Genomic DNA, 20,368 nt, shown 5'->3' on the forward strand with positions numbered 1-20,368 from the left:
TCCTGTTTTTCATTACGGTTCCGAACCTTGCGCCACAACGCGCTGCTAATAATGGCACATTTCACGGCCCGGATACCAGAGAGCAAAGGATATTTCGTGCTGTAGCATAGAGCTCGACAGCTGAAAACGCTATGCTGCTGTCCATACTCACCAGTCACAGTGGATTATGAACAAGATTGTATATGTGGAAGATGAACCGGAAGTAGGTGAGCTGATCGCTGCCTACCTCGGACGTCATGACATTGAAGTAATTGTGGAAACGCGCGGTGACCGCGCTGAAGCCACCATTGCCGCCGCTGATCCCGATTTAGTGATGCTGGATATCATGCTACCGGGCAAAGACGGCATGACCTTATGTCGCGACTTACGTGCCAGCTGGCAAGGCCCCATTGTGTTGCTGACATCGCTCGACAGCGATATGAACCACATTCTGGCGCTGGAAATGGGTGCCAACGATTATATTCTGAAAACCACCCCACCTGCGGTGCTGCTGGCGCGCCTGCGTCTGCATTTGCGTCAGGCGCATATCGGCCAGCCGGAAGTTACCCCGGCGGTACAAAGTTCGCAGAAGGTACTGCGCTTTGGCTCGCTGACTATCGATGCGCTGAATCGTCAGGTCACGTTGTTTGAGGAAAACATCACCCTTTCCACCGCGGACTTTGACCTGCTGTGGGAACTGGCCAACCACGCCGGGCAGATTCTCAACCGTGATGCGTTATTACAAACCCTGCGTGGCGTCAGCTATGACGGGATGGATCGCAGCATTGATGTGGCAATTTCGCGCCTGCGCAAGAAACTGTATGACAGCGCCACCGAGCCGTTCCGCATCAAAACCATCCGCAACAAAGGCTATCTGTTCGCGCCGCAGGCCTGGGATACCCGTTCCGCATGAGAAAGCTCTTTATCCAGTTCTATCTGTTACTTTTCGTCTGCTTTCTGGTGATGACCTTGCTGGTAGGGCTGGTGTACAAATTCACCGCCGAACGCGCCGGACGCCAGTCGATGAATGATTTAATGGCCAGTTCGCTGTTTTTGATGCGCAGCGAGTTGCGTGAGATCCCGCCGCGTGACTGGAACAAAACCATCCGCAGCCTCGATCTCGATTTATCCTTTAATCTGCACATCGAGCCGATGAGTAAGTATGAACTGGACGAGCCGGATATGAAGCGGTTACGTGCAGGCGAAATCGTGGCGCTTGACGATCAATACACCTTCCTGCAACACATTCCGCGCAGCCATTACGTGTTATCCGTTGGCCCGATTCCTTACCTGTTTTATCTGCATCAGATGCGTCTGCTGGATATCGCGCTGCTGGCTTTTATTGGCATGTCGCTGGCGTTGCCAGTGTTTATCTGGATGCGCCCCCACTGGAAAGAAATGCTGCGGCTGGAAAAGGCAGCACAACGCTTTGGTCGCGGTGAACTGGATGTGCGTACCCATTTTGACAGCACCTCCAGCCTGTTCCGTCTCGGCGTCGCCTTCAACCAGATGGCCGATAACATCAACACGCTGGTTGCCAGTAAAAAGCAGCTGATTGACGGTATCGCCCATGAATTACGCACCCCACTGGTACGTCTGCGCTATCGGCTGGAGATGAGTGAAAACCTGAGCGAAAATGAATCTGCAGCGCTGAACAGGGATATCGGCCAGCTGGAAAGCTTAATCGAGGAGCTGCTGACCTATGCGCGCCTCGACCGTCCGCGTGTCGATCTCACCCTGAAATCTTTTGATCTCGCCGAATGGCTGCGCCTGCATATTGAAGATGTGCAGGCGGTGAATCCGCAGGCGCAAATCGATCTCGACATTCCGCAACGTGAAAACGTTGGCGTCGCTGATACCCGTCTGATGGAGCGCGTGCTGGATAACCTGGTCAATAACGCGCTGCGCTACGCACAACAACGGCTGCGCGTCAGCCTGTGGTTTGATGGCAGTATCGGGTGTTTGCAGGTGGAGGATGACGGCCCAGGCATTCCGCAGGAAGAGCGTGAACGCGTGTTTGAGCCCTTTGTACGCCTCGATCCCAGCCGCGATCGTGCCACCGGCGGCTGCGGCCTCGGTCTGGCGATCGTCCACTCCATCGCCCTTGCGTTGCAGGGCAATGTCACCATTGAGAGCAGCCCGCTGGGCGGTGCCAGCGTTCGCTTTTGCTGGCCGGTTGATCTACCCTTGCGGGAAATCCCGTCGCGCTTAACCTAACAAGGAGTTTCCCCGTGTCCTCAGCTTATCAGGAACTTAGCCGCACTTTTCTGCGTCTGTCTCGCTTCGGCCATTTAGGCGCTATCGCCGGTGTGGATATGCAAACCACCATGCCTGCCGGTGGCAGCCGCGCCCGTGGTGAAGCCATGGCCGAGCTGAGCGTATTTATGCACGAAATCCTGACCGATAAACGCCTCGGTGGCCTGTTTGATGCCGCGCAGCAGGAATCTCTCAATGATGTGGAGCAGGCAAACCTGACGGAAATGCACCGCGCCTGGCAACAGGCTACCCTTCTCCCGGCCTCATTAGTTGAAGCAAAATCGCTGGCGGGTTCCCGTTGTGAACACGCCTGGCGTCAGCAGCGCCCGGCGAATGACTGGCAGGGATTCGCCGCCAATCTGAAAGATGTGGTGAAACTGAGCCGCGAAGAAGCACAGCTGCGTGCTGAGGCGCTGGGCGTCTCCCGCTACGATGCACTGCTTGACGTGTTCGAACCGGGTATGACCAGCGCTCAACTTGACCAGACCTTTGGCGAGTTAAAAAGCTGGCTGCCGGAACTGCTGCAAAAAGTGGTGGCTAAACAACAGCAGCATCCCGTCACCACGCCGGTCGGGCCGTTTGCTATCGAATCACAAAAGCAACTCGGGTTGAGCCTGATGGGCACCCTCGGCTTCGATTTCAATCATGGCCGTCTCGACGTCAGTGCCCACCCTTTCTGCGGCGGTGTGCCGGAAGATGTGCGTATCACCACCCGTTACAATGAGAACGAATTTCTCAGCGCGATGATGGGGGTGATCCACGAAACCGGTCACGCCCGTTATGAACAGAATCTGCCCCAGCAGTGGCGCGGGCAGCCGGTTGCGCATGCGCGTTCCACCGCGATGCACGAATCGCAAAGTCTGTTTATGGAGATGCAGCTGGGACGTAGCCGTGAGTTTCTGCAACGAATCCAGCCGCAGGTGATTGCGCTGATGGGCGGTCAGCCCGCCCTAGCCAGTAATAATTTTATCCGTCTGACGCAACGTGTGAGACCGGGCCTGATCCGTGTTGATGCCGACGAACTCAGCTATCCGGCACATGTGATTTTACGTTACGAGATTGAACGTGCGTTGATTGAGGGCGAGATCGAGGTAGACGATATTCCTGCGCTGTGGGATGAAAAGATGCAGGATGCACTCGGCATGGATACACGAGGCAATTATCGTGATGGCTGTATGCAGGATATCCACTGGACGGATGGAGCCTTTGGTTACTTCCCGACCTACACCCTCGGAGCCATGTATGCGGCACAGCTGTTCCAGGCGGTGAAGCGCGCCATTCCGCAGGTCAGCGAGCTGATTCTGCAGGGGGATTTACAACCGGTGTTTGACTGGCTGCAACAGAATATCTGGCAGCACGGCAGCCGTTTCCCGACCGGGCAATTGCTGGTCAACGCCACCGGAGAAACCTTAAATCCGTACTATTTCCGCCAGCATCTTGAACAACGTTATCTGGCTGATTAAACTGCGCGGCGGCCTTGCTGGCCGCCTTTTCTATTCCTTTACCTTCCTTTGTACATTCCGTTACACGCCGATACCAATCCCTCACGGAAAGAATTCCTGCAATTTCATATAGTCATTTCACCGGCCCCGCAGTGGGCTACACATGAAAAAATAGTTCGAGGAATTTGCAATGAAAAAATTATTTGCGCTGGTGATCGCCGCTGCTATGGGTCTGTCTTCTGTAGCTTTCGCAGCTGAAACCACTGCTACCCCGGCTCCGGCTGCTGCTGCAACTACTACCGCTGCACCGGTTAAACACAAAGCGACTACTCATAAACACAAGAAAGCCGCTGCACAGAAAGCTCAGGCTGCCAAGAAACACAAAAAAGCAGCAAAGAAAAAAGCAGCACCAGCCGCACAAAAAGCTCAGGCTGCCAAAAAGCACCACAAAAAAGTAACCAAACCTGCTGCACAGAAAGCTCAGGCTGCTAAAAAGCACCACAAAAAAGCAACCAAACCGGCTGCACAGAAAGCCCAGGCTGCTAAAAAGCACCACAAAAAAGTAACTAAACCTGCTGCACAGAAAGCTCAGGCTGCTAAAAAGCACCACAAAAAAGCGACCAAAAAAGCCGCTAAATAAGGTTGCCTCTGCGCGCCCGACCTTGCATTAATGATTAAAACACCCGGTTCTGCCGGGTGTTTGTTTACTGGAGTAGCGGAACATGGTGCGTCGCTATCGCTTCGAAATCATTCTGATTGTGGTGATCCTGTGCGGCATTGTCGCAGCCAGCTTCTTTATTTAGTCGTTGTAGCGTGCTGATTATCCCAATATTTCTCCCTATTTTACCGCTTACCGACTATAGTTATCGCTCAAGCGTGATGACCAAAACCTCTACTTATTCTCGCCATTGAGAGAACTATGCGCCTGGCTATCCTGTTATTTGTTGGTATTTTCAGTTTTAACCTTGCAGCACATGCCGATGACGAAGACGGGCCAAGCCCGGACGAGATTAAAACGCTGTTCTTTGGCAAGGATCACCGCAAAGCCATTACCGATGTCAGCGCTGCGCCCTGGGATGCCATAGGTCAACTGGAGACCGAAAGCGGCAACCTCTGCACGGCTACGCTGATTTCTGCCCATCTGGCATTAACCGCAGGTCACTGTTTACTGACCCCACCAGGCAAATTCGATAAACCCGTAGCGCTGCGTTTTATGGCTGGCAAAAAAGGCTGGCGTTATGAAATTCATGATATCGATGCTCGCGTGGAACCCTCACTGGCACGCAAGCTGAAAGCCGATGGTGAAGGCTGGATTGTTCCGCCTGACGCCGCACCTTTTGATTACGGTTTGATTATCCTGCACAACCCGCCCTCCGCTATCACGCCGATTCCGCTGTTTGACGGTTCGCGTGGCGATCTGACGGACGCGCTGAAAGCCACAGGACGTCAGGTAACTCAGGCCGGTTACCCGGCAGATCATCTGGATACGCTGTATTCGCACAGCGATTGTCTGATTACCGGCTGGGCACAGCGCGCGGTATTGTCGCACCAATGCGATACCCTGCCCGGCGACAGCGGTTCACCGCTGCTGCTGAAGAAAGATGACGGCTGGCAATTAATTGCGGTGCAAAGCTCCGCCCCTGCACCCGCCGATCGTTATCGTGCGGATAACCGCGCCATTGCGGTCACCTCGTTCCGCGACAAACTGGAGGAGTTAGCGCAATAACATTGCGCTAACCCGATAAGGTGCGTTGCCAGTCGGCAACGCGCTATTAATTCATCTGCTCCATGGTCTGCAAAATACGCTTATCCGAAATCGGGTAAGGCGTCCCCAGTTGCTGGGCAAAGTAGCTGATACGCAACTCTTCCAGCATCCAGCGAATCGCCAGCACTTCCGCATCATCCTGACGCTGCGGCGGCAGCTTGTTACGCCAGCTTTGCCACGCCTGCTCCACAGCCTGGACTTTCAGCATGCGGGCGCGATCGCTATGTGGATCGACCGGCAATTTCTCCAGACGGCGCTCAATGCCCTGCAAATAACGCAAGGTATCTGCCAGACGCTGCCAGCCGTTGCCGGTCACGAAACCGCGATACACCAGCCCGCTCATCTGATTCTTAATATCCGCCAGTGCCAGCGCCAGAGACATATCCAGCCGACCTTTCAGACGTTTGTTAATATTGAAAACGCAGGTCAGGATCTGCTCCACCTGTTTCGCAATGGTGACAACCGTCTCGTTCAGTTCGGCACGGACTTTGTCGCGCAGCTGTTCAAAGTTTTCCTGTTGCCACGCCGGCCCCCCTGCTTCGCTCATCAGCTTATCCACACCGCAGGCGATGCAGTCGTCAATCAGCTCCAGCACTTTGCCATACGGGTTAAAGTACAATCCGAGTTTGGCCTTATTGGGCAGCTTCTCGTGCAGATACTTGATCGGCGATGGAATGTTCAGCAGCAATAAGCGACGCTGACCGCGCCACATCATTTTTTGTTGCTCCTGCTCGCTGTCGAACAGGCGAATCGCAACGCTATCTTTCTCATCCACCAGCGCAGGCCAGGCTTTAACCTGATAGCTGCCGCGTTTCTGCTCATAGCTTTGCGGTAAATCGCCGAAACTCCAGATATGCAGACCGCTCTGCTCCAGCCCGTCATCCGCCACTTTAGACAGCGTTTCCTGCACTTTCCCTTTCAGCGCCAGCTTCAGCTGATGCAGATCTTTGCCTTCCTGTAACTTGCGGTTGTGTTCATCCACCACGCGGAAGGTCATTTTCAGGTGATCGGGCACCTGATCCCATTGCCAGGCTTCGCGGTCAATGGTGACCCCCGTCATCCGGCGGAACTCACGCTCCAGCGCATCCAGCAACGGCAATTCCAGCGCGGTTACACGACCGAGGAAGGCTTCAGCATAGTTCGGGGCGGGCACCAGATTGCGTCGTACCGGTTTCGGTAACGATTTAATCAGGGCAATCACCAGTTCGCGGCGCACGCCGGGGATTTGCCACTCGAACCCGGCCTCATCAACCTGATTAAGTAGCGGCAGCGGGATATGTACCGTTACCCCATCCGCATCGGTACCCGGTTCAAACTGGTAACTGAGTTTCAGCTTCAGGTTGCCCTGATGCCAGAAATTCGGGTAATCAAGCTGGCTGACCTTTTCCGCACCATCCTTAATCAGCATCTGCTTATCGAAGCTGAGCAGGTCGGGATTATCTTTGCTGGCTTTTTTCCACCAGTTGTCAAAATGACGCGCCGAAACGACGTCACTGCCGATACGCCGATCGTAAAAGGCAAACAGCGTCTCATCATCCACCAGGATATCGCGGCGACGTGATTTATGTTCCAGATCTTCGACTTCGCTACGCAGCTTCTGATTGTTGCGGAAAAAGGCGTGACGCGTCTGCCAGTCACCTTCCACCAACGCATGGCGGATAAACAATTCACGGCTCAGTGGCGCGTCGATTTGGCTGTAATTCACCTTACGTGCCTGCACAATCGGCAAACCGTACAGTGTGACCTTTTCAGTCGCCATCACTGCGCCCTGAGCTTTCTCCCAGTGCGGCTCGCTGTAGCTGCGCTTGATCAGATGCTGCGCCAGCGGCTCGATCCACTCTGGATCGAGGCGGGCGGCGATACGTCCCCACAGACGGCTGGTTTCCACCAGTTCCGCCACCATGGTCCATTTCGGCGGTTTTTTAAACAGACCGGAACCGGGAAAGATGGAGAAGCGGGCATTGCGTGCGCCAGTAAACTCCTGTTTATCGGCATCTTTCTGGCCAATATGCGATAGCAGCCCGCTCAGCAAAGCGCAGTGGACTTCACGATAGGGTGCCGGTTCGCTGTTGACCGGCATCCCCTGCTCACGCACCACCTGGCGCAGCTGGGTGTAAATATCCTGCCATTCACGTACGCGCAGATAGTTGAGGTAGTCGCTTTTACACTGGCGACGGAACTGATTCCCCGACAGCGCTTTTTGCTGTTCCTGCAGATAGTTCCATAAATTCACGAACGTGAGAAAGTCCGACTCTTTATCTGCAAATCGCCGGTGTTTCTCGTCCGATGCCTGCTGTTTCTCCACCGGACGTTCACGCGGGTCCTGAATCGAGAGCGCCGCGGTGATGATCATCGCTTCGCGCACACAACCAAATTTCTGCGCTTCCAGCACCATACGCGCCAGGCGCGGGTCCACCGGCAGCAATGCCAGCTGCCGCCCGGACGCGGTCAGTTTGTAGTGCCCGTCTTCATTGACGGTGATCGCCCCCAGTTCCTCCAGCAACCTGACCCCATCCTGGATATTGCGTTTATCCGGGGCTTCAACAAACGGGAACGCGCCAATATCGCCGAGGCCGAGCGCGGTCATCTGCAAAATAACCGACGCCAGGTTGGTACGCAGAATCTCCGGGTCGGTAAATTCCGGACGGCTCAGGAAATCGTCTTCTGAGTACAGCCGGATACAGATGCCTTCCGAGACACGGCCGCAGCGGCCTTTACGCTGATTCGCCGAGGCCTGGGAGACCGGTTCAATCGGCAGGCGCTGCACTTTGGTGCGGTAGCTATAGCGACTGATACGCGCAGTGCCGGGGTCAATAACGTATTTAATGCCCGGTACCGTGAGCGAGGTCTCCGCCACGTTGGTGGCCAACACGATGCGTCGCCCGCTGTGAGACTGGAACACCCGGTTCTGTTCCGCGTTCGACAGACGCGCATACAGCGGCAGAATTTCGGTGTGTGGCAGATCACGCTTCATCAGCGCATCGGCGGTGTCGCGGATTTCACGCTCACCGCTCATAAAAATCAGGATATCGCCACGGCTTTCCTGGCCCAGTTCATCCACCGCATCAAAGATGGCCTGTAACTGGTCACGATCGGTGTCGTCCGCTTCTTCAACGATGGGACGATAACGCACTTCCACCGGGAAGGTGCGGCCAGACACTTCAATCACCGGCGCGTTGTTAAAGTGACGTGAAAAGCGCTGCGGATCGATGGTAGCGGAGGTGATGATCACCTTCAGATCCGGACGACGCGGCAGCAACTCGCGCAGATAACCCAACAGAAAATCGATATTCAGGCTGCGTTCATGCGCTTCATCGATGATGATGGTGTCGTACTGCAACAACATGCGGTCCTGCTGAATCTCGGCCAGCAGAATACCGTCGGTCATCAACTTCACCTGGGTGGTGTCGCTGACCTGATCGTTAAAACGGACCTTGTAACCAATGCAGCCACCGAGCGATGTCTCCAGCTCGTCGGCAATACGGTTGGCGACGGTACGCGCAGCCAAACGGCGCGGCTGGGTATGACCAATCAACCCTTTCACACCCCGACCCAGCGTCAGACAGATTTTCGGCAGCTGTGTCGTTTTGCCCGAGCCGGTTTCACCCGCCACGATGACCACCTGATGGTCGCGAATGGCTTCGGCAATTGCCTGCTGTTTCTGGCTGACAGGCAGATTTTCCGGGAAAGTGATGCGGGGTGTCGCGGCCATACGCTGGGCGACACGCTGCTCTGCCTGGCTGAATTCGGCCTCCAGCTCGGCAGCAATCCCCTCTTGTGCGGCGGGATTTTTCACTTTGGTTGCGCCATGTAGCCGACGCTGCAGACGCTGGCGATCGCGCAACATCAGGTTTTCGAGTCGCGTCCAGAACGGGGCCAAAGGAGAAGTAACGGATGATGACATAGTGATGAGTTACCTGTTGTGGCAATGCTCAGGCACTGCCGGCCGGAAATACCGGCGGATTCAATCAATTAATGAGCGGCATCATAGCATAATTTGCCTCTGCTGCCCTGACCGTGCGTGCTGCCTTATTCAATAAATTCGAACATAGGTCTCGAAATATTGCGCTTTTACCCGGCCCTTAATCTTCGTAGAGTGTAACGCATTGAGCGGTAAGCCTTCCGCGTAGACAAACAGGAAAACACCATGAGCAAAGTATTAGTTCTGAAATCCAGCATCCTTGCAGGTTACTCTCAGTCCAGCCAACTGGCTGATTTCTATGTTGAGCAGGCAAAGAGCAAGGGTGATGAAGTCACCGTTCGTGACCTGGCCGCTGACCCGATTCCGGTTCTGGACGGTGAGCTGGTTGGCGCGCTGCGTCCTTCTGACGCTCCGCTGTCACCGCGTCAGCAGGAAGCGCTGGCTCTGTCAGACGCCCTGATTGCTGAGCTGCAGGCTCATGATGTGGTCGTTATCGCGGCACCGATGTACAACTTCAACATCCCGACCCAGCTGAAAAACTACTTCGACCTGATTGCCCGTGCTGGCGTCACTTTCCGTTACACCGAAGCAGGCCCGGAAGGTCTGGTGAAAGGTAAACGTGCGGTGATCCTGTCCAGCCGTGGCGGCATCCACAAAGACACCCCGACCGACCTGCTGACCCCGTATGTTAAGCTGTTCCTCGGTTTCATCGGCATCACTGACGTGAACTTCGTGTTCGCAGAAGGTATTGCTTACGGTCCGGAAGTGGCGACCAAAGCAACCAGCGATGCTAAAGACGCGATCAAAGAGATTGCTGCTGCGTAAGCAAAACTGTGTCATCTTTTAGCCGGGCCTGAGCGCCCGGCTTTTTTTTGCCTATTTTTGCAACCATTGCCCGTTAATTCCCTGCACATACTCGCCAGATGCGGCACGATTCACCAGTTTTTCTCCAGCGATGCGCGCCACTTCACCGGTGGTCAAATTGTTCTGCTGCGCCACGCGTTGATATTGCTGGCTACGCCCGTCGTTGATACGTTTGACCAGCGCCAGCGTTTCGCTGTCCTGCTGACGTGCGGCAATGTAGCCACTCAGCGTTTCACCGACCCGCCCCTGCTGGCGGGCCTGGTCGAGCGTCAGCGCCCAGGCAGAAGGCACCAGTAACAGCGCCAATAGCAGAACCATCCCTTTACGCTTCATCGCCCCCCTCCTCAAAATAAACCGCTCTGATTCTTCAGCAGGGCTTCCACATCTTTATCCACCTTGATGTGAATTTCATGCTCGATTTTTACATTCATATTGATGGTGATCGGCTCTTTCGGTGCCGCGACTTCAATACGCGGCACGCAGCCAATCAGCGGCAGCCCGGCTGCCAGCACCAGTAATGCCCTCAGGCTCATGGTTGGGGGTCCTTTTTGGATGGCAGGGTGGCATTTTGCTCCACCCAGGATTGCAAATTATCGCCAAAGCGCAGGCTGCGCCACAGCTGGAACAGGTTTTCCTGATGACGGTAGTTAAGGTTGACCGATTGTCGGCGATTGCTGAACTGGCTGGTACCCTTCACCTCCGATTGCAGGGTCAGATTGCCGAAGTTATCCAGATCCAGCGTGGCCCATGAACGGGAAATTTCCATATAACGTAGCCAGTCCATTGCCGCCCCGGCGGCAAAATTGTTGCTGGTGATGGCATCGGCCATGTCTTTGTCCATGCGAAAGGTCAGCGGGCCGCTGTTGGCGATCCAACCTTTCTCAACCAGCCAGCGTGGATTATTCACCCACAACGGCAATTCGCCATTGACCTTGCCGGACATGGCGAACTGTTTCGGTTTAATCGCGGTAATCAGGCGACTCAGGTCGATATCTCGCAGCGAAATACGCGCAGGGTCATGCTGCGGCAGACGCAGCTCCGGCAGGCTGACGTGGCCGCCTAGCAGGTCGAGGTTGACATTGGAGAGCGTCAGCGGCTGCCGTTCCTGCCACGGATAATGGCCCTGCAAATCGGCGGTGATATTCTGCAAAGCAAACTGATTTTTCACTTCCGCAATGCGCAGGGATACCGGCCCACGTCGGCCAAGCTGCCATTGATGATCTTTCAGGCGGAACGGCAGCGAGAAATCGATGCCATTGATTTCGCTATCAGGCATCCAGACGCTGCCGTTTTTTACCACCCAGTGTCCACCCGCCTCGAATCCCTGATCGCTGGCGGCAGAAAACGCCACCTGCGCCTGAAGATCGCCCGACTGAATGCGCATCTTCAGATCGCTGCTGAGTAAAGGCTGAAACACCGCCAGCGATTGTTTTGGCCACCAGGCTTCACCACGCAATCGCTCGCCATCCCAGCGCCCATGCACCCGCAGCGGACCGATATCGCCTGCCCTGAGCTGACCACGCCAGATAAACTGGCTCGGGTCGCTGCCTTTCGCTTCAAAATCGAGTTCCGAAGGCGGCAACCAGCCACCGTAGCTGAAGCGGGTCTGGCCTGACTTGAGAACAAAACCGCCGTTAAAAGCGGGATGTTGTACATCACGCTGCCAGCGCACCGGCGCGGTGAGGGTAAGACGTGGTTTGCTCACCTCGACCATGCCGTAAGCCAGCTGATCAAAACCGGTGTCCAGCGTATCGAGACTGATGAGCTGGTCCTGCCAGCTACCGGTGCCTTTCACATCCCATTTGGCATTGAGGGGATCCATTACCCCATCGCCCCAGTAACGCCAGTTCCAGCGTCCCCGGTCGGGCCAGAATTGTGTCGCCCGCCCATCAAGATGCAGTCTGAAGCGGCCAAAGCTGGGATCGTGTGCCTGCAGGATCGCCTGCAAGCGCCCGTTTATCCCTGCTGTGCTCAATGTCACCCCGGCCAGCGGCCAGCGTGCCTCATCCACTTGCAGTGTGGAAAGCAGACGGCCACGCAGACGCAGCAAGGCACCGGGCCGCAGCGCCAGTTGCGGATCGGTCAGCATCCCCTGCAATACACCCGGAATAGCACCGTATAATTGCAGCTCAGAAAATTTGCTTTCGCCGGTTAACTGGAACGGTAAATGGCTGTTTTGCAGGCTGAGGGAACCGGGGCCGACGCTCAGCACCAGGTTGCCTTTGCCGCCCTTGCCTTGCGTCAGCAAATTGAAGCGCCCCTCGACCTGCGTGTTTTCCAGCCCCTGCTGCCAGTGAGTCAGCGTCAGCGCCAGACCACCCGCCAGAGGCTGTCCCTGCTGCGGCCAACGCCATTGTCCCTGGGCAATACGGATGTGTTGATCGTCGATCTGCCACGGCAGTTGCAGCAAAGGTTGCTCGTCCCCCGGCTGACGCACCGTCAGCTTACCCTGCTGCTGTTGCCAGTTGAGCGCCAGGCTGAGCGGTTGTGGCCACTGCGTCAGGCTGATATCGCCACTGAGTTCACCGGCCACCGGCAGACCATCGGCAAAAGTGGGTAATGTCAGGGTGCCATGCACATCCAGCGGTTTGGGCAGTAACGGGTGGGTCAGTTGCAGCTGCGTGAGTTGCAACTGCTGGCCTTGCAGGCGCGCGTCAACGCTCAGGTTATTGCCCTGATAACGTAAGAGCTGTGTGTCTTTGTCGAGAGTCAGGTCAAACTGACCGGCATATTGCTGCCACGGTAAAAGAATCAGTTGATCAAGATGGATATCTGCACCCGGCAGCATCGCCTGCCACTGCGCCAGAGTACGCGGGGCATCGCTGGGAGCGCTGCTTTGCGGCAACGATTGCAGGCAGTCACTGTTGAGTTGTAGCTGGCGAGCGGCGAGTTGCCAGCGATGCTGATGCCAGCCGAGCCGGGCATCGCTGACTTTGGCCAGTTCACAATCCCCGGCCAGGTAGCGGACTTCTGGAATAAACAGACCGCCCTGTTGCCAGCCGGGCGCAGCGCCCAGTTCCACGCGGGTATTGTCCGGCAGCCAGATACCGACCAGACGGGGCAACCATTGCGTCACCGTCAGTAACAATCCTAATAGCAACAATGTCAGCGCCAGCAGCGCAGCAAGTAATCGGCGTAGGCCCCGCGTCATGGCAGCTCACTTTCCTGTTCTTAACACAATCCTGACGAAGATGATGGCATGTTATGCCGGGTTAATGAAGGCTTAAACCCTGCTTCGGGTATTCACCAGCAAAGTTATGCAGAAACCGTTATCCTGTGAACATACCTGCATTCCATTTTTCAGGAGCGAAACAATGAAAGTTGCGGTTTACAGCACCAAACAGTATGACCAGAAATACCTCGAACACGTCAACGCCAGCTACGGTTTTGAACTGGAGTTTTTTGACTTTCTGCTGACAGAAGCCACCGCCAAAAACGCCGTCGGCTGTGATGCCGTCTGTATTTTCGTTAATGATGACGGTGGCAAAGTGGTGCTGGAGGAACTGGCTGCACTGGGGGTGAAATATATCGCGCTGCGCTGTGCCGGATTCAATAACGTCGATTTGACCGCCGCTGCGGCGCTCGGTTTACAGGTAGTGCGCGTACCCGCCTATTCGCCGGAAGCCGTAGCGGAACATGCGGTGGGCCTGATGATGACGCTGAACCGCCGCATCCATCGCGCTTATCAGCGTACCCGTGACGCTAACTTCTCGCTCGATGGTTTAACCGGTTTCAATATGCACAATAAAACCGCAGGCGTGGTCGGCACCGGTAAAATTGGTGTGGCTGCCATGCGTATCCTGAAGGGCTTTGGTATGCGCTTGCTGGCGTTTGATCCTTACCCCAGCCCGCAGGCGCTGGAGCTTGGTGCAGAATATGTGGATTTGAAAACCTTATTTGCCGAGTCCGATGTCATCACTCTGCACTGCCCGTTGACGCCGGAAAATCATCATCTGCTGAATGCCCATGCTTTCAGCCAGATGAAAGATGGGGTGATGATCATCAACACCAGTCGTGGTGGCTTAATTGATTCTCAGGCCGCAATTGACGCGCTGAAGCAGCAGAAAATTGGCGCGCTGGGGATGGATGTGTACGAAAACGAGCGGGATCTGTTCTTTGAAGATAAATCGAATGATGTGATTCAGGATGACGTGTTTCGTCGCCTCTCGGCATGCCACAACGTATTATTCACCGGCCATCAGGCATTCCTGACGGCGGAAGCCTTAACCGCCATCTCCGAAACCACGCTGAGTAATCTGCGGCAGCTGGAACGGGGAGAAGAGTGTCTCAACCTGGTAAAAGCCTGACTGTGTGCGCCTGCGTTAGCGGGCGCATCTCCCACCCATCAGCGCCTGCTCATCACAACGACGACCATTTGCCAACTGGCACATCCCGATACGGGAACCATCGAGCTGACGTGAAAACGCCAGTGTACCCCCGGCATTCGCGCAATTCGATTCCGCCAGCGACGACATCACCACCTGCGGTTGTATATGTGCGGCAGTCGCTTGTTGCGGCGGTTCATTATCACTATTGCTGCTGCAGGCAGAAAGTAACAGTGCAGCACCGGCCAGCAGGAAGGAAGCGGCTTTCATCGTTCAGGCTCCGGGCGGATGGGGAAAAATTCGAACCAGCATATGTCAGGCACAGCAAGGGGTCGAGAGGCGACACAGCTTTTTACAAAATTTTCTTTCCGGCTTTGCAACCAGAATTATCCTGATTGACGTTTTTTTACCACTTAGCGGCGAAAAGTGCCCGCCTTTCAGACCCACAGCAACCTGGCGTAAGTGGTTTAAAAAGCAGCAAAGTTAGATTTCGGTGCGCAGGATTCAGCACACCACACAGATAAGAAAGTGACGGCAGATCGCTTTGCTAGACTGAGATGATTAACCCGGCAATTTTACGGGCATTCTCAGCTTAGCAAAGGACGATCTATGATTACCGTTGACGGCAACGGTGCTGTGGCTTCTGTCGCCTTCCGTACCAGTGAAGTTATCGCCATCTACCCCATCACACCCAGCTCAACCATGGCAGAGCTGGCGGATAGCTGGGCCGGCGTTGGCCGCCGCAATATCTGGGGTGACGTCCCGCGTGTGGTGGAGATGCAATCCGAGGGCGGTGCGATTGCCACCGTACACGGTGCACTGCAAACCGGCGCACTTTCCACTTCGTTCACCTCATCGCAGGGCCTGCTGCTGATGATCCCGACACTCTACAAACTGGCCGGGCAACTGATGCCGTTTGTCCTGCATGTGGCGGCACGTACCATTGCTACCCATGCCTTATCGATTTTCGGCGATCATTCTGACGTGATGGCGGTACGTCAAACCGGTTGTGCGCAACTTTGTGCCTCCAGCGTGCAGGAAGCGCAGGATTTCGCCCTGATTGCGCAAATGGCATCGCTTAATAGCCGCATTCCGTTTATCCATTTTTTTGACGGTTTTCGTACTTCGCACGAGATCAATAAAATCGTCCCGATCAGTGACGAGACGCTGCTGGCACTGATGCCACAGGAAGCGATTGCGCAACATCGCGCCCGCGCCCTCACCCCGGATCACCCGACAGTACGCGGCACCTCAGCCAATCCGGATACGTATTTTCAGTCACGCGAAGCGACTAACCTGTGGTACGACGCCTGCACCGGGCATGTGATTAACGCCATGGAGGCGTTTGCCGGGCAAACCGGCCGCCGTTATCAGCCGTTCGAGTTTTACGGCCATCCACAGGCGGAGCGGGTGATTATCATGATGGGATCCGGCTGTGGTACCACCGAAGAAGCCATTGACGAGTTATTGCAGCGTGGCGAAAAAGTCGGTCTGGTCAAAGTCCGCCTCTATCGTCCGTTCTCCGCCAGCCATCTGTTGACCGTACTGCCTGCATCTGTCCAGCGTGTCGCGGTGCTGGATCGCACCAAAGAGCCGGGCGCGCTCGGTGAACCGCTGTTTCTGGATGTGATGACCGCACTGGCGGAAGCCTACAGTCGCGGCGAGCGCAGTACGTTGCCGCGGATTAGTGGTGGACGCTACGGTTTATCATCGAAAGAATTCGCACCCGATGCGGTACTGGCGGTGTTCCGCGCCCTGCAACGTCCTGAACCACCGGCCCGCTTTACCGTCGGTATTTATGACGATGTGACCCATCTGTCGCTGCCGCCGGAAACCAATATTGTCCCCAATCGCGCCCACCTCGAAGCCTTGTTCTACGGGCTGGGCAGCGATGGTAGCGTCAGTGCCACCAAAAATAACCTGAAGATTATCGGCAATGCCACGCCCTGGCAGGTACAGGGTTATTTTGTCTATGACTCAAAAAAAGCCGGCGGGCTGACGGTTTCGCATTTGCGTGTCAGCCAGCAACCTATCCAGTCGGCCTATCTGATTCAGCAGGCCGATTTTATCGGCTGTCACCAGCTACAGTTCATCGACAAATATTCGATGCTGGACCAACTCAAACCCGGCGGCATTTTTCTGCTAAATACCCCCTACGCGGCCGATGAAGTGTGGTCTCGTCTGCCACAGGAAGTGCAGACGCAGCTTAACGACAAACAGGCGCGTTTTTACGTGATCAACGCCGCCCGCATTGCGCGCGAATGCCAGTTAGGGGCACGCATCAATACCGTGATGCAAATGGCTTTCTTCCAGCTGACGCAAATTTTGCCGGGGGACAGCGCCCTGACAGAACTGCAAAACGCTATCGCCCGCAGCTATCGCAGCAAAGGTGAGGAACTGGTGCAGCGCAACTGGCAGGCGCTGGCGATGGCACAACAGGCGCTGGAGGCAGTGCCGTTGCAACCGGTCGATACCCGCAGCCCGCATCGCCCACCGGTTGTTGCAGATAATGCACCTGATTTTGTCAAAACCGTGACGGCAGCGATGCTGGCCGGTCTGGGTGACAAATTGCCGGTATCCGCCTTACCCCCCGATGGCAGTTGGCCGACCGGCACCACTCAATGGGAAAAACGCAACATTGCCGAGGCTGTACCAATCTGGCAGCCCGATCTCTGTACCCAGTGCAACCACTGCGTGGCGGCCTGCCCCCATTCCGCCATTCGCGCCAAAGTGGTGCCACCGGAAGCGCTGGCGGGCGCGCCCGCAACTCTGGCCTCACTGGATGTTAAATCGCGCGATATGCGCGGACAAAAATACGTGTTACAGGTCGCCCCCGAGGATTGCACCGGCTGCAACCTGTGCGTTGAAGTGTGCCCGGCCAGCGATCGTGAACATCCGGAAATCAAAGCCATCAACATGAAATCGCGTCTGGAGCATGTTGAAACGGAAAAAATCAATTACGACGCCTTTCTTGCCCTGCCGGAGATCACCGCCGAGCAACTGGAACGTATCGATATCCGTACCTCTCAGTTGATCACCCCGCTGTTTGAATATTCCGGTGCCTGCTCCGGCTGCGGCGAAACGCCTTATATTAAGTTGCTGACTCAGCTCTACGGCGACCGGCTGTTGATCGCCAATGCAACCGGCTGTTCCTCCATCTATGGTGGCAATCTGCCGTCTACGCCTTATACCACCAACGCGGAAGGACGCGGTCCGGCCTGGGCCAACTCCCTGTTCGAAGATAACGCCGAGTTTGGCCTGGGGTTCCGGCTGAGCGTTGATCAGCAACGTCAGCGAGCACTGCGTCTGCTGGAACAGTGCGCCGCGCAATTACCAGAGAGCCTGGTCGCCGACCTCAGAAGTGACAATGTCACACCATCATTACGCCGTGAACAAATCGCCCAACTGCGCAACCTGCTGCAAAGCTCGACACGGCAGGATGCTCAGGCGCTAATGATCGCAGCCGATGCGCTGGTGGATAAATCGGTGTGGCTGATTGGCGGCGATGGCTGGGCCTATGACATCGGTTATGGCGGGCTGGACCATGTGATGAGCCTGAGTGAAAACGTTAATGTGCTGGTGCTTGATACCCAATGCTATTCCAATACCGGCGGACAGGCTTCGAAAGCCACCCCACTGGGAGCCGTCACCAAATTTGGCGAACAGGGAAAACGTAAGGCGCGTAAAGACCTCGGCATGGCAACCTTGCTGTACGGGCATGTTTATGTGGCGCAGATTTCGCTCGGTGCCCAGCTCAACCAAACGGTGAAAGCGATTCAGGAAGCCGAAGCCTGGCCGGGGCCGTCGTTGATCATCGCGTACAGCCCCTGCGAGGAGCACGGCTATGACCTGGCCTATAGCCATGAACAAATGCGCCTGCTGACCACCAGTGGATTCTGGCCGCTCTATCGCTTCGATCCACGTCGTGCGGAACAGGGCAAAGCCGCGTTGTCACTCGATTCACGCCCGCCCAGCTCTGAGCTGGAGCAGGCCTTGATGAATGAGCAGCGCTTCCGGCAGCTGCAAACCAGCGAACCGGAAGCCGCTGCCCGGTTGTGGCGTGATGCCAGCGACGCTGCTAATCAACGTTATCAGCGGCTGGCAGAACTGGCAGGGAAAGCAGAGAAAAACGAGTCATAAACAAAGCCCGGCACAAATGGCCGGGCTGCAAGCTTATCAACAGGGCTTGAGTTGCGTAATTGCCATCTCCACTGCCCGGTTCGGGGATCCGGTTAATTCGCGATAACGGAGTTGCAGATTTTGTAGCTCCGTTGCCAGCACATCTTTTTCTGTCGCCGCGCCACGCTGCGCCAGTTCCAGGTAACATTGCCCCACCAGGCGGCACGCTTCTTCAAATACCATGTCGTACGTTTGCATCTGCCTCTCCTCACCTTTAGAAACTAAAGTAACTTATGCTTCCATCCTGTCAGTGCAGACAAAGCAAAATCTTCGCGCAGATCAATAAATGCACAAATAATTCAGGCAAAGAATGCTGATCCGGTTCCAGTGGCTGACTTAACCAGAAAAACGTGGCTTCTCCATGCGGAATCCCAGTCCGATTAGGCGACCAAAGACAAAACGCAGAAAGGGAAAGCGGCGGATAAGACCAGGCATCGGGCTTTTACTGCCGGGTTTACGTTTATTGCTGCTCATTTTAATTTGCAGAAATTGTGTTGCCACCGTCGGAAACTGACGGCGTTTCTGTACCTTCGCCAAATCGCGCACACTGACTGCACCCCGGCGCAGCGGTTCCGTCAGATAATTGGCGGCTGCAACTGCATCCTGAATCGCCAGATTGACGCCAACCCCACCAATCGGCGACATCGCGTGCGCCGCATCACCGATGCAAAGTACGCCGGGCTTCATCCAGCTATCAAGCCGGTCGATACGGATCGACAGTAACTTAAATTGCTGCCACTCCTCCAGCATTGACATCCGTTCCACGCTAAAGGGCGCAACGGCAGCGATAGCCTGTTTAAACTGATCCAGGCCCGCCACCTTTAATTCCTCAAACTGGCCTTTCGCAATGGTGTAGCCGCATTGCCAGTAGGTGCCGCGATCGATAACGATAAAGTTTTGCCGTGGCCCCTTATGTCCCATTCCCCAGGTCGGATCGCCCGACTGTTTATCCAGCCGAAACCACACCACATCCTTTGATGCGCCAAACGCCCGACTGGTCAATCCGGCGGCGAGACGGACCGCTGAATTGCGGCCATCAGCCCCCACAACCAGCGGGGCCTGAATTTCCACCGGGCCCTGTTCGGTGTTCGCCCGAATGCCCCGCACGGTGTCATGCTGGTAGAGAAAGCGGTCAAAAGTGGTGGATTGTAGCAGGGTGAAACCGGCAAACTGCGCGCTTTTCTGCGCCAGAAAGTTGAGAAAGTCCCATTGCGGCATAAACGCGATAAAACGGCATTGCACGGGCAGTCGGGTGAAATCGGCCATGGTGACTTCCTCACCGGCCAATTCAGCCTGTAACTTTTCTGCGCGCTGGTGTGGCAATAGCAAAAGTTCGTCCAGTAAACCGAGCTGATGCATGATTTCGAGTGTAGAGGGATGAATGGTATCTCCGCGGAAATCGCGCAGGAAGTCGGCGTGTTTTTCTATCACCACCACGCGTAACCCCGCACGCACCAGCAGATACCCCAGCATCAACCCCGCCGGGCCTCCGCCAACAATACAGCAATCGGTTTTCAGGATGTCATTCGCTTCGGGCTTCATAACCACTCCTTTGTTAGCACCCGATCAGTTTATGATAATAATTATCATTTGTGTATAGATGATAATTCTGCGCTTATGATGATCATGCCCATCT

The 20,368-nt window shown here is 55.6% G+C and carries 16 protein-coding genes; 9 read left to right on the forward strand and 7 right to left on the reverse strand.

Annotated features, from left to right (window positions below; genetic code table 11):
* Positions 1 to 166 precede the first annotated feature (166 nt).
* The 6 genes from rstA to AC6I8X_RS10405 all read left to right on the forward strand — a co-directional run bounded on the left by rstA (position 167) and on the right by AC6I8X_RS10405 (position 5,403).
* On the forward strand, positions 167 to 892 hold the full coding sequence (gene rstA / locus AC6I8X_RS10380) for a two-component system response regulator RstA (protein WP_299453650.1): 726 nt from the start codon (positions 167 to 169) through the stop codon (positions 890 to 892).
* Positions 889 to 2,196: a two-component system sensor histidine kinase RstB gene (rstB, locus tag AC6I8X_RS10385; RefSeq protein ID WP_313686350.1), complete on the forward strand. Its 1,308-nt coding sequence runs from the start codon at positions 889 to 891 to the stop codon at positions 2,194 to 2,196. Before rstA ends, rstB begins: the two co-directional genes overlap by 4 nt.
* A gap of 14 nt (positions 2,197 to 2,210) precedes the next feature.
* Complete coding sequence (locus AC6I8X_RS10390) at positions 2,211 to 3,698, forward strand: carboxypeptidase M32 (protein ID WP_497839760.1); 1,488 nt, start codon at positions 2,211 to 2,213, stop codon at positions 3,696 to 3,698.
* Between the two features lie 169 nt (positions 3,699 to 3,867).
* Positions 3,868 to 4,317, forward strand: coding sequence for an acid resistance repetitive basic protein Asr (gene asr, locus AC6I8X_RS10395; protein ID WP_299453641.1), 450 nt, complete (start codon positions 3,868 to 3,870; stop codon positions 4,315 to 4,317).
* Positions 4,318 to 4,399: 82 nt separating this feature from the next.
* Complete coding sequence (gene ydgU, locus AC6I8X_RS10400; protein WP_462982560.1) at positions 4,400 to 4,480, forward strand: small membrane protein YdgU; 81 nt, start codon at positions 4,400 to 4,402, stop codon at positions 4,478 to 4,480.
* 116 nt (positions 4,481 to 4,596) lie between these two features.
* A complete protein-coding gene (locus tag AC6I8X_RS10405) occupies positions 4,597 to 5,403 on the forward strand; it encodes a trypsin-like serine peptidase (RefSeq protein WP_299453639.1) in 807 nt (268 codons plus the stop codon).
* Positions 5,404 to 5,449: 46 nt separating this feature from the next.
* On the opposite strand, the gene hrpA is transcribed toward AC6I8X_RS10405, so the two are convergent.
* Positions 5,450 to 9,346, reverse strand: coding sequence for an ATP-dependent RNA helicase HrpA (gene hrpA / locus AC6I8X_RS10410; protein ID WP_497839761.1), 3,897 nt, complete (start codon positions 9,344 to 9,346; stop codon positions 5,450 to 5,452).
* A 243-nt stretch (positions 9,347 to 9,589) separates the two neighbouring features.
* On the opposite strand from hrpA, the gene azoR reads away from it, so the two are divergent.
* Entirely contained in the window at positions 9,590 to 10,189 is a 600-nt protein-coding gene (gene azoR / locus AC6I8X_RS10415; RefSeq protein ID WP_313686357.1) for an FMN-dependent NADH-azoreductase, read from the forward strand.
* Between the two features lie 51 nt (positions 10,190 to 10,240).
* Here azoR and AC6I8X_RS10420 read toward each other — a convergent pair whose 3' ends face one another.
* Genes AC6I8X_RS10420 through AC6I8X_RS10430 form a run of 3 tightly spaced genes read right to left on the reverse strand, consistent with a single transcriptional unit; the run spans position 10,241 to position 13,379 of the window.
* Complete coding sequence (locus AC6I8X_RS10420) at positions 10,241 to 10,561, reverse strand: YdbL family probable chaperone protein (RefSeq protein ID WP_313686359.1); 321 nt, start codon at positions 10,559 to 10,561, stop codon at positions 10,241 to 10,243.
* Positions 10,562 to 10,572: 11 nt separating this feature from the next.
* Positions 10,573 to 10,761 carry a YnbE family lipoprotein gene (locus AC6I8X_RS10425; RefSeq protein ID WP_013509194.1) on the reverse strand — a complete coding sequence of 63 codons (189 nt, stop codon included), beginning with the start codon at positions 10,759 to 10,761 and terminating at the stop codon, positions 10,573 to 10,575.
* Entirely contained in the window at positions 10,758 to 13,379 is a 2,622-nt protein-coding gene (locus AC6I8X_RS10430; protein WP_497839762.1) for a YdbH family protein, read from the reverse strand. Before AC6I8X_RS10430 ends, AC6I8X_RS10425 begins: the two co-directional genes overlap by 4 nt.
* 163 nt (positions 13,380 to 13,542) lie before the next feature.
* Between AC6I8X_RS10430 and AC6I8X_RS10435 the strand changes: the two genes are divergently transcribed.
* Positions 13,543 to 14,535 (forward strand): 2-hydroxyacid dehydrogenase, encoded by a 993-nt coding sequence (locus AC6I8X_RS10435; protein ID WP_497839763.1) that lies wholly within the window; start codon positions 13,543 to 13,545, stop codon positions 14,533 to 14,535.
* A 15-nt stretch (positions 14,536 to 14,550) separates the two neighbouring features.
* Here AC6I8X_RS10435 and AC6I8X_RS10440 read toward each other — a convergent pair whose 3' ends face one another.
* The gene (locus AC6I8X_RS10440) at positions 14,551 to 14,823 is read right to left on the reverse strand and encodes a putative hemolysin (protein ID WP_208715159.1); all 273 of its coding nucleotides are present in this window, start codon (positions 14,821 to 14,823) and stop codon (positions 14,551 to 14,553) included.
* 339 nt (positions 14,824 to 15,162) lie between these two features.
* Here AC6I8X_RS10440 and nifJ point away from each other — a divergent pair, with 339 nt between their 5' ends.
* Positions 15,163 to 18,693 (forward strand): pyruvate:ferredoxin (flavodoxin) oxidoreductase, encoded by a 3,531-nt coding sequence (gene nifJ / locus AC6I8X_RS10445; RefSeq protein ID WP_497839764.1) that lies wholly within the window; start codon positions 15,163 to 15,165, stop codon positions 18,691 to 18,693.
* Positions 18,694 to 18,729: 36 nt separating this feature from the next.
* Here the strand turns inward: nifJ and AC6I8X_RS10450 are convergent, their stop codons facing one another.
* Positions 18,730 to 18,930: a DUF2767 family protein gene (locus AC6I8X_RS10450; RefSeq protein WP_084875001.1), complete on the reverse strand. Its 201-nt coding sequence runs from the start codon at positions 18,928 to 18,930 to the stop codon at positions 18,730 to 18,732.
* A 138-nt stretch (positions 18,931 to 19,068) separates the two neighbouring features.
* Positions 19,069 to 20,274, reverse strand: a complete 1,206-nt coding sequence (locus AC6I8X_RS10455; RefSeq protein WP_497839765.1) for an FAD-dependent oxidoreductase — start codon at positions 20,272 to 20,274, stop codon at positions 19,069 to 19,071.
* Positions 20,275 to 20,368: the final 94 nt, after the last annotated feature.

This window comes from Pantoea sp. X-Soil-TKNS-1280 (assembly GCF_059730475.1).

Bases quoted from the DNA above. Each gene is read 5' to 3' on its own strand.
- azoR (WP_313686357.1), top strand. From the start codon at position 9,590: ATGAGCAAAGTATTAGTTCTGAAATCCAGCATCCTTGCAGGTTACTCT.
- rstB (WP_313686350.1), top strand. From the start codon at position 889: ATGAGAAAGCTCTTTATCCAGTTCTATCTGTTACTTTTCGTCTGCTTT.
- AC6I8X_RS10450 (WP_084875001.1), bottom strand. From the start codon at position 18,930: ATGCAAACGTACGACATGGTATTTGAAGAAGCGTGCCGCCTGGTGGGG.
- AC6I8X_RS10420 (WP_313686359.1), bottom strand. From the start codon at position 10,561: ATGAAGCGTAAAGGGATGGTTCTGCTATTGGCGCTGTTACTGGTGCCT.
- AC6I8X_RS10430 (WP_497839762.1), bottom strand. From the start codon at position 13,379: ATGACGCGGGGCCTACGCCGATTACTTGCTGCGCTGCTGGCGCTGACA.
- nifJ (WP_497839764.1), top strand. From the start codon at position 15,163: ATGATTACCGTTGACGGCAACGGTGCTGTGGCTTCTGTCGCCTTCCGT.
- hrpA (WP_497839761.1), bottom strand. From the start codon at position 9,346: ATGTCATCATCCGTTACTTCTCCTTTGGCCCCGTTCTGGACGCGACTC.
- asr (WP_299453641.1), top strand. From the start codon at position 3,868: ATGAAAAAATTATTTGCGCTGGTGATCGCCGCTGCTATGGGTCTGTCT.
- AC6I8X_RS10405 (WP_299453639.1), top strand. From the start codon at position 4,597: ATGCGCCTGGCTATCCTGTTATTTGTTGGTATTTTCAGTTTTAACCTT.
- AC6I8X_RS10455 (WP_497839765.1), bottom strand. From the start codon at position 20,274: ATGAAGCCCGAAGCGAATGACATCCTGAAAACCGATTGCTGTATTGTT.
- AC6I8X_RS10425 (WP_013509194.1), bottom strand. From the start codon at position 10,761: ATGAGCCTGAGGGCATTACTGGTGCTGGCAGCCGGGCTGCCGCTGATT.
- ydgU (WP_462982560.1), top strand. From the start codon at position 4,400: ATGGTGCGTCGCTATCGCTTCGAAATCATTCTGATTGTGGTGATCCTG.
- AC6I8X_RS10435 (WP_497839763.1), top strand. From the start codon at position 13,543: ATGAAAGTTGCGGTTTACAGCACCAAACAGTATGACCAGAAATACCTC.
- AC6I8X_RS10440 (WP_208715159.1), bottom strand. From the start codon at position 14,823: ATGAAAGCCGCTTCCTTCCTGCTGGCCGGTGCTGCACTGTTACTTTCT.
- rstA (WP_299453650.1), top strand. From the start codon at position 167: ATGAACAAGATTGTATATGTGGAAGATGAACCGGAAGTAGGTGAGCTG.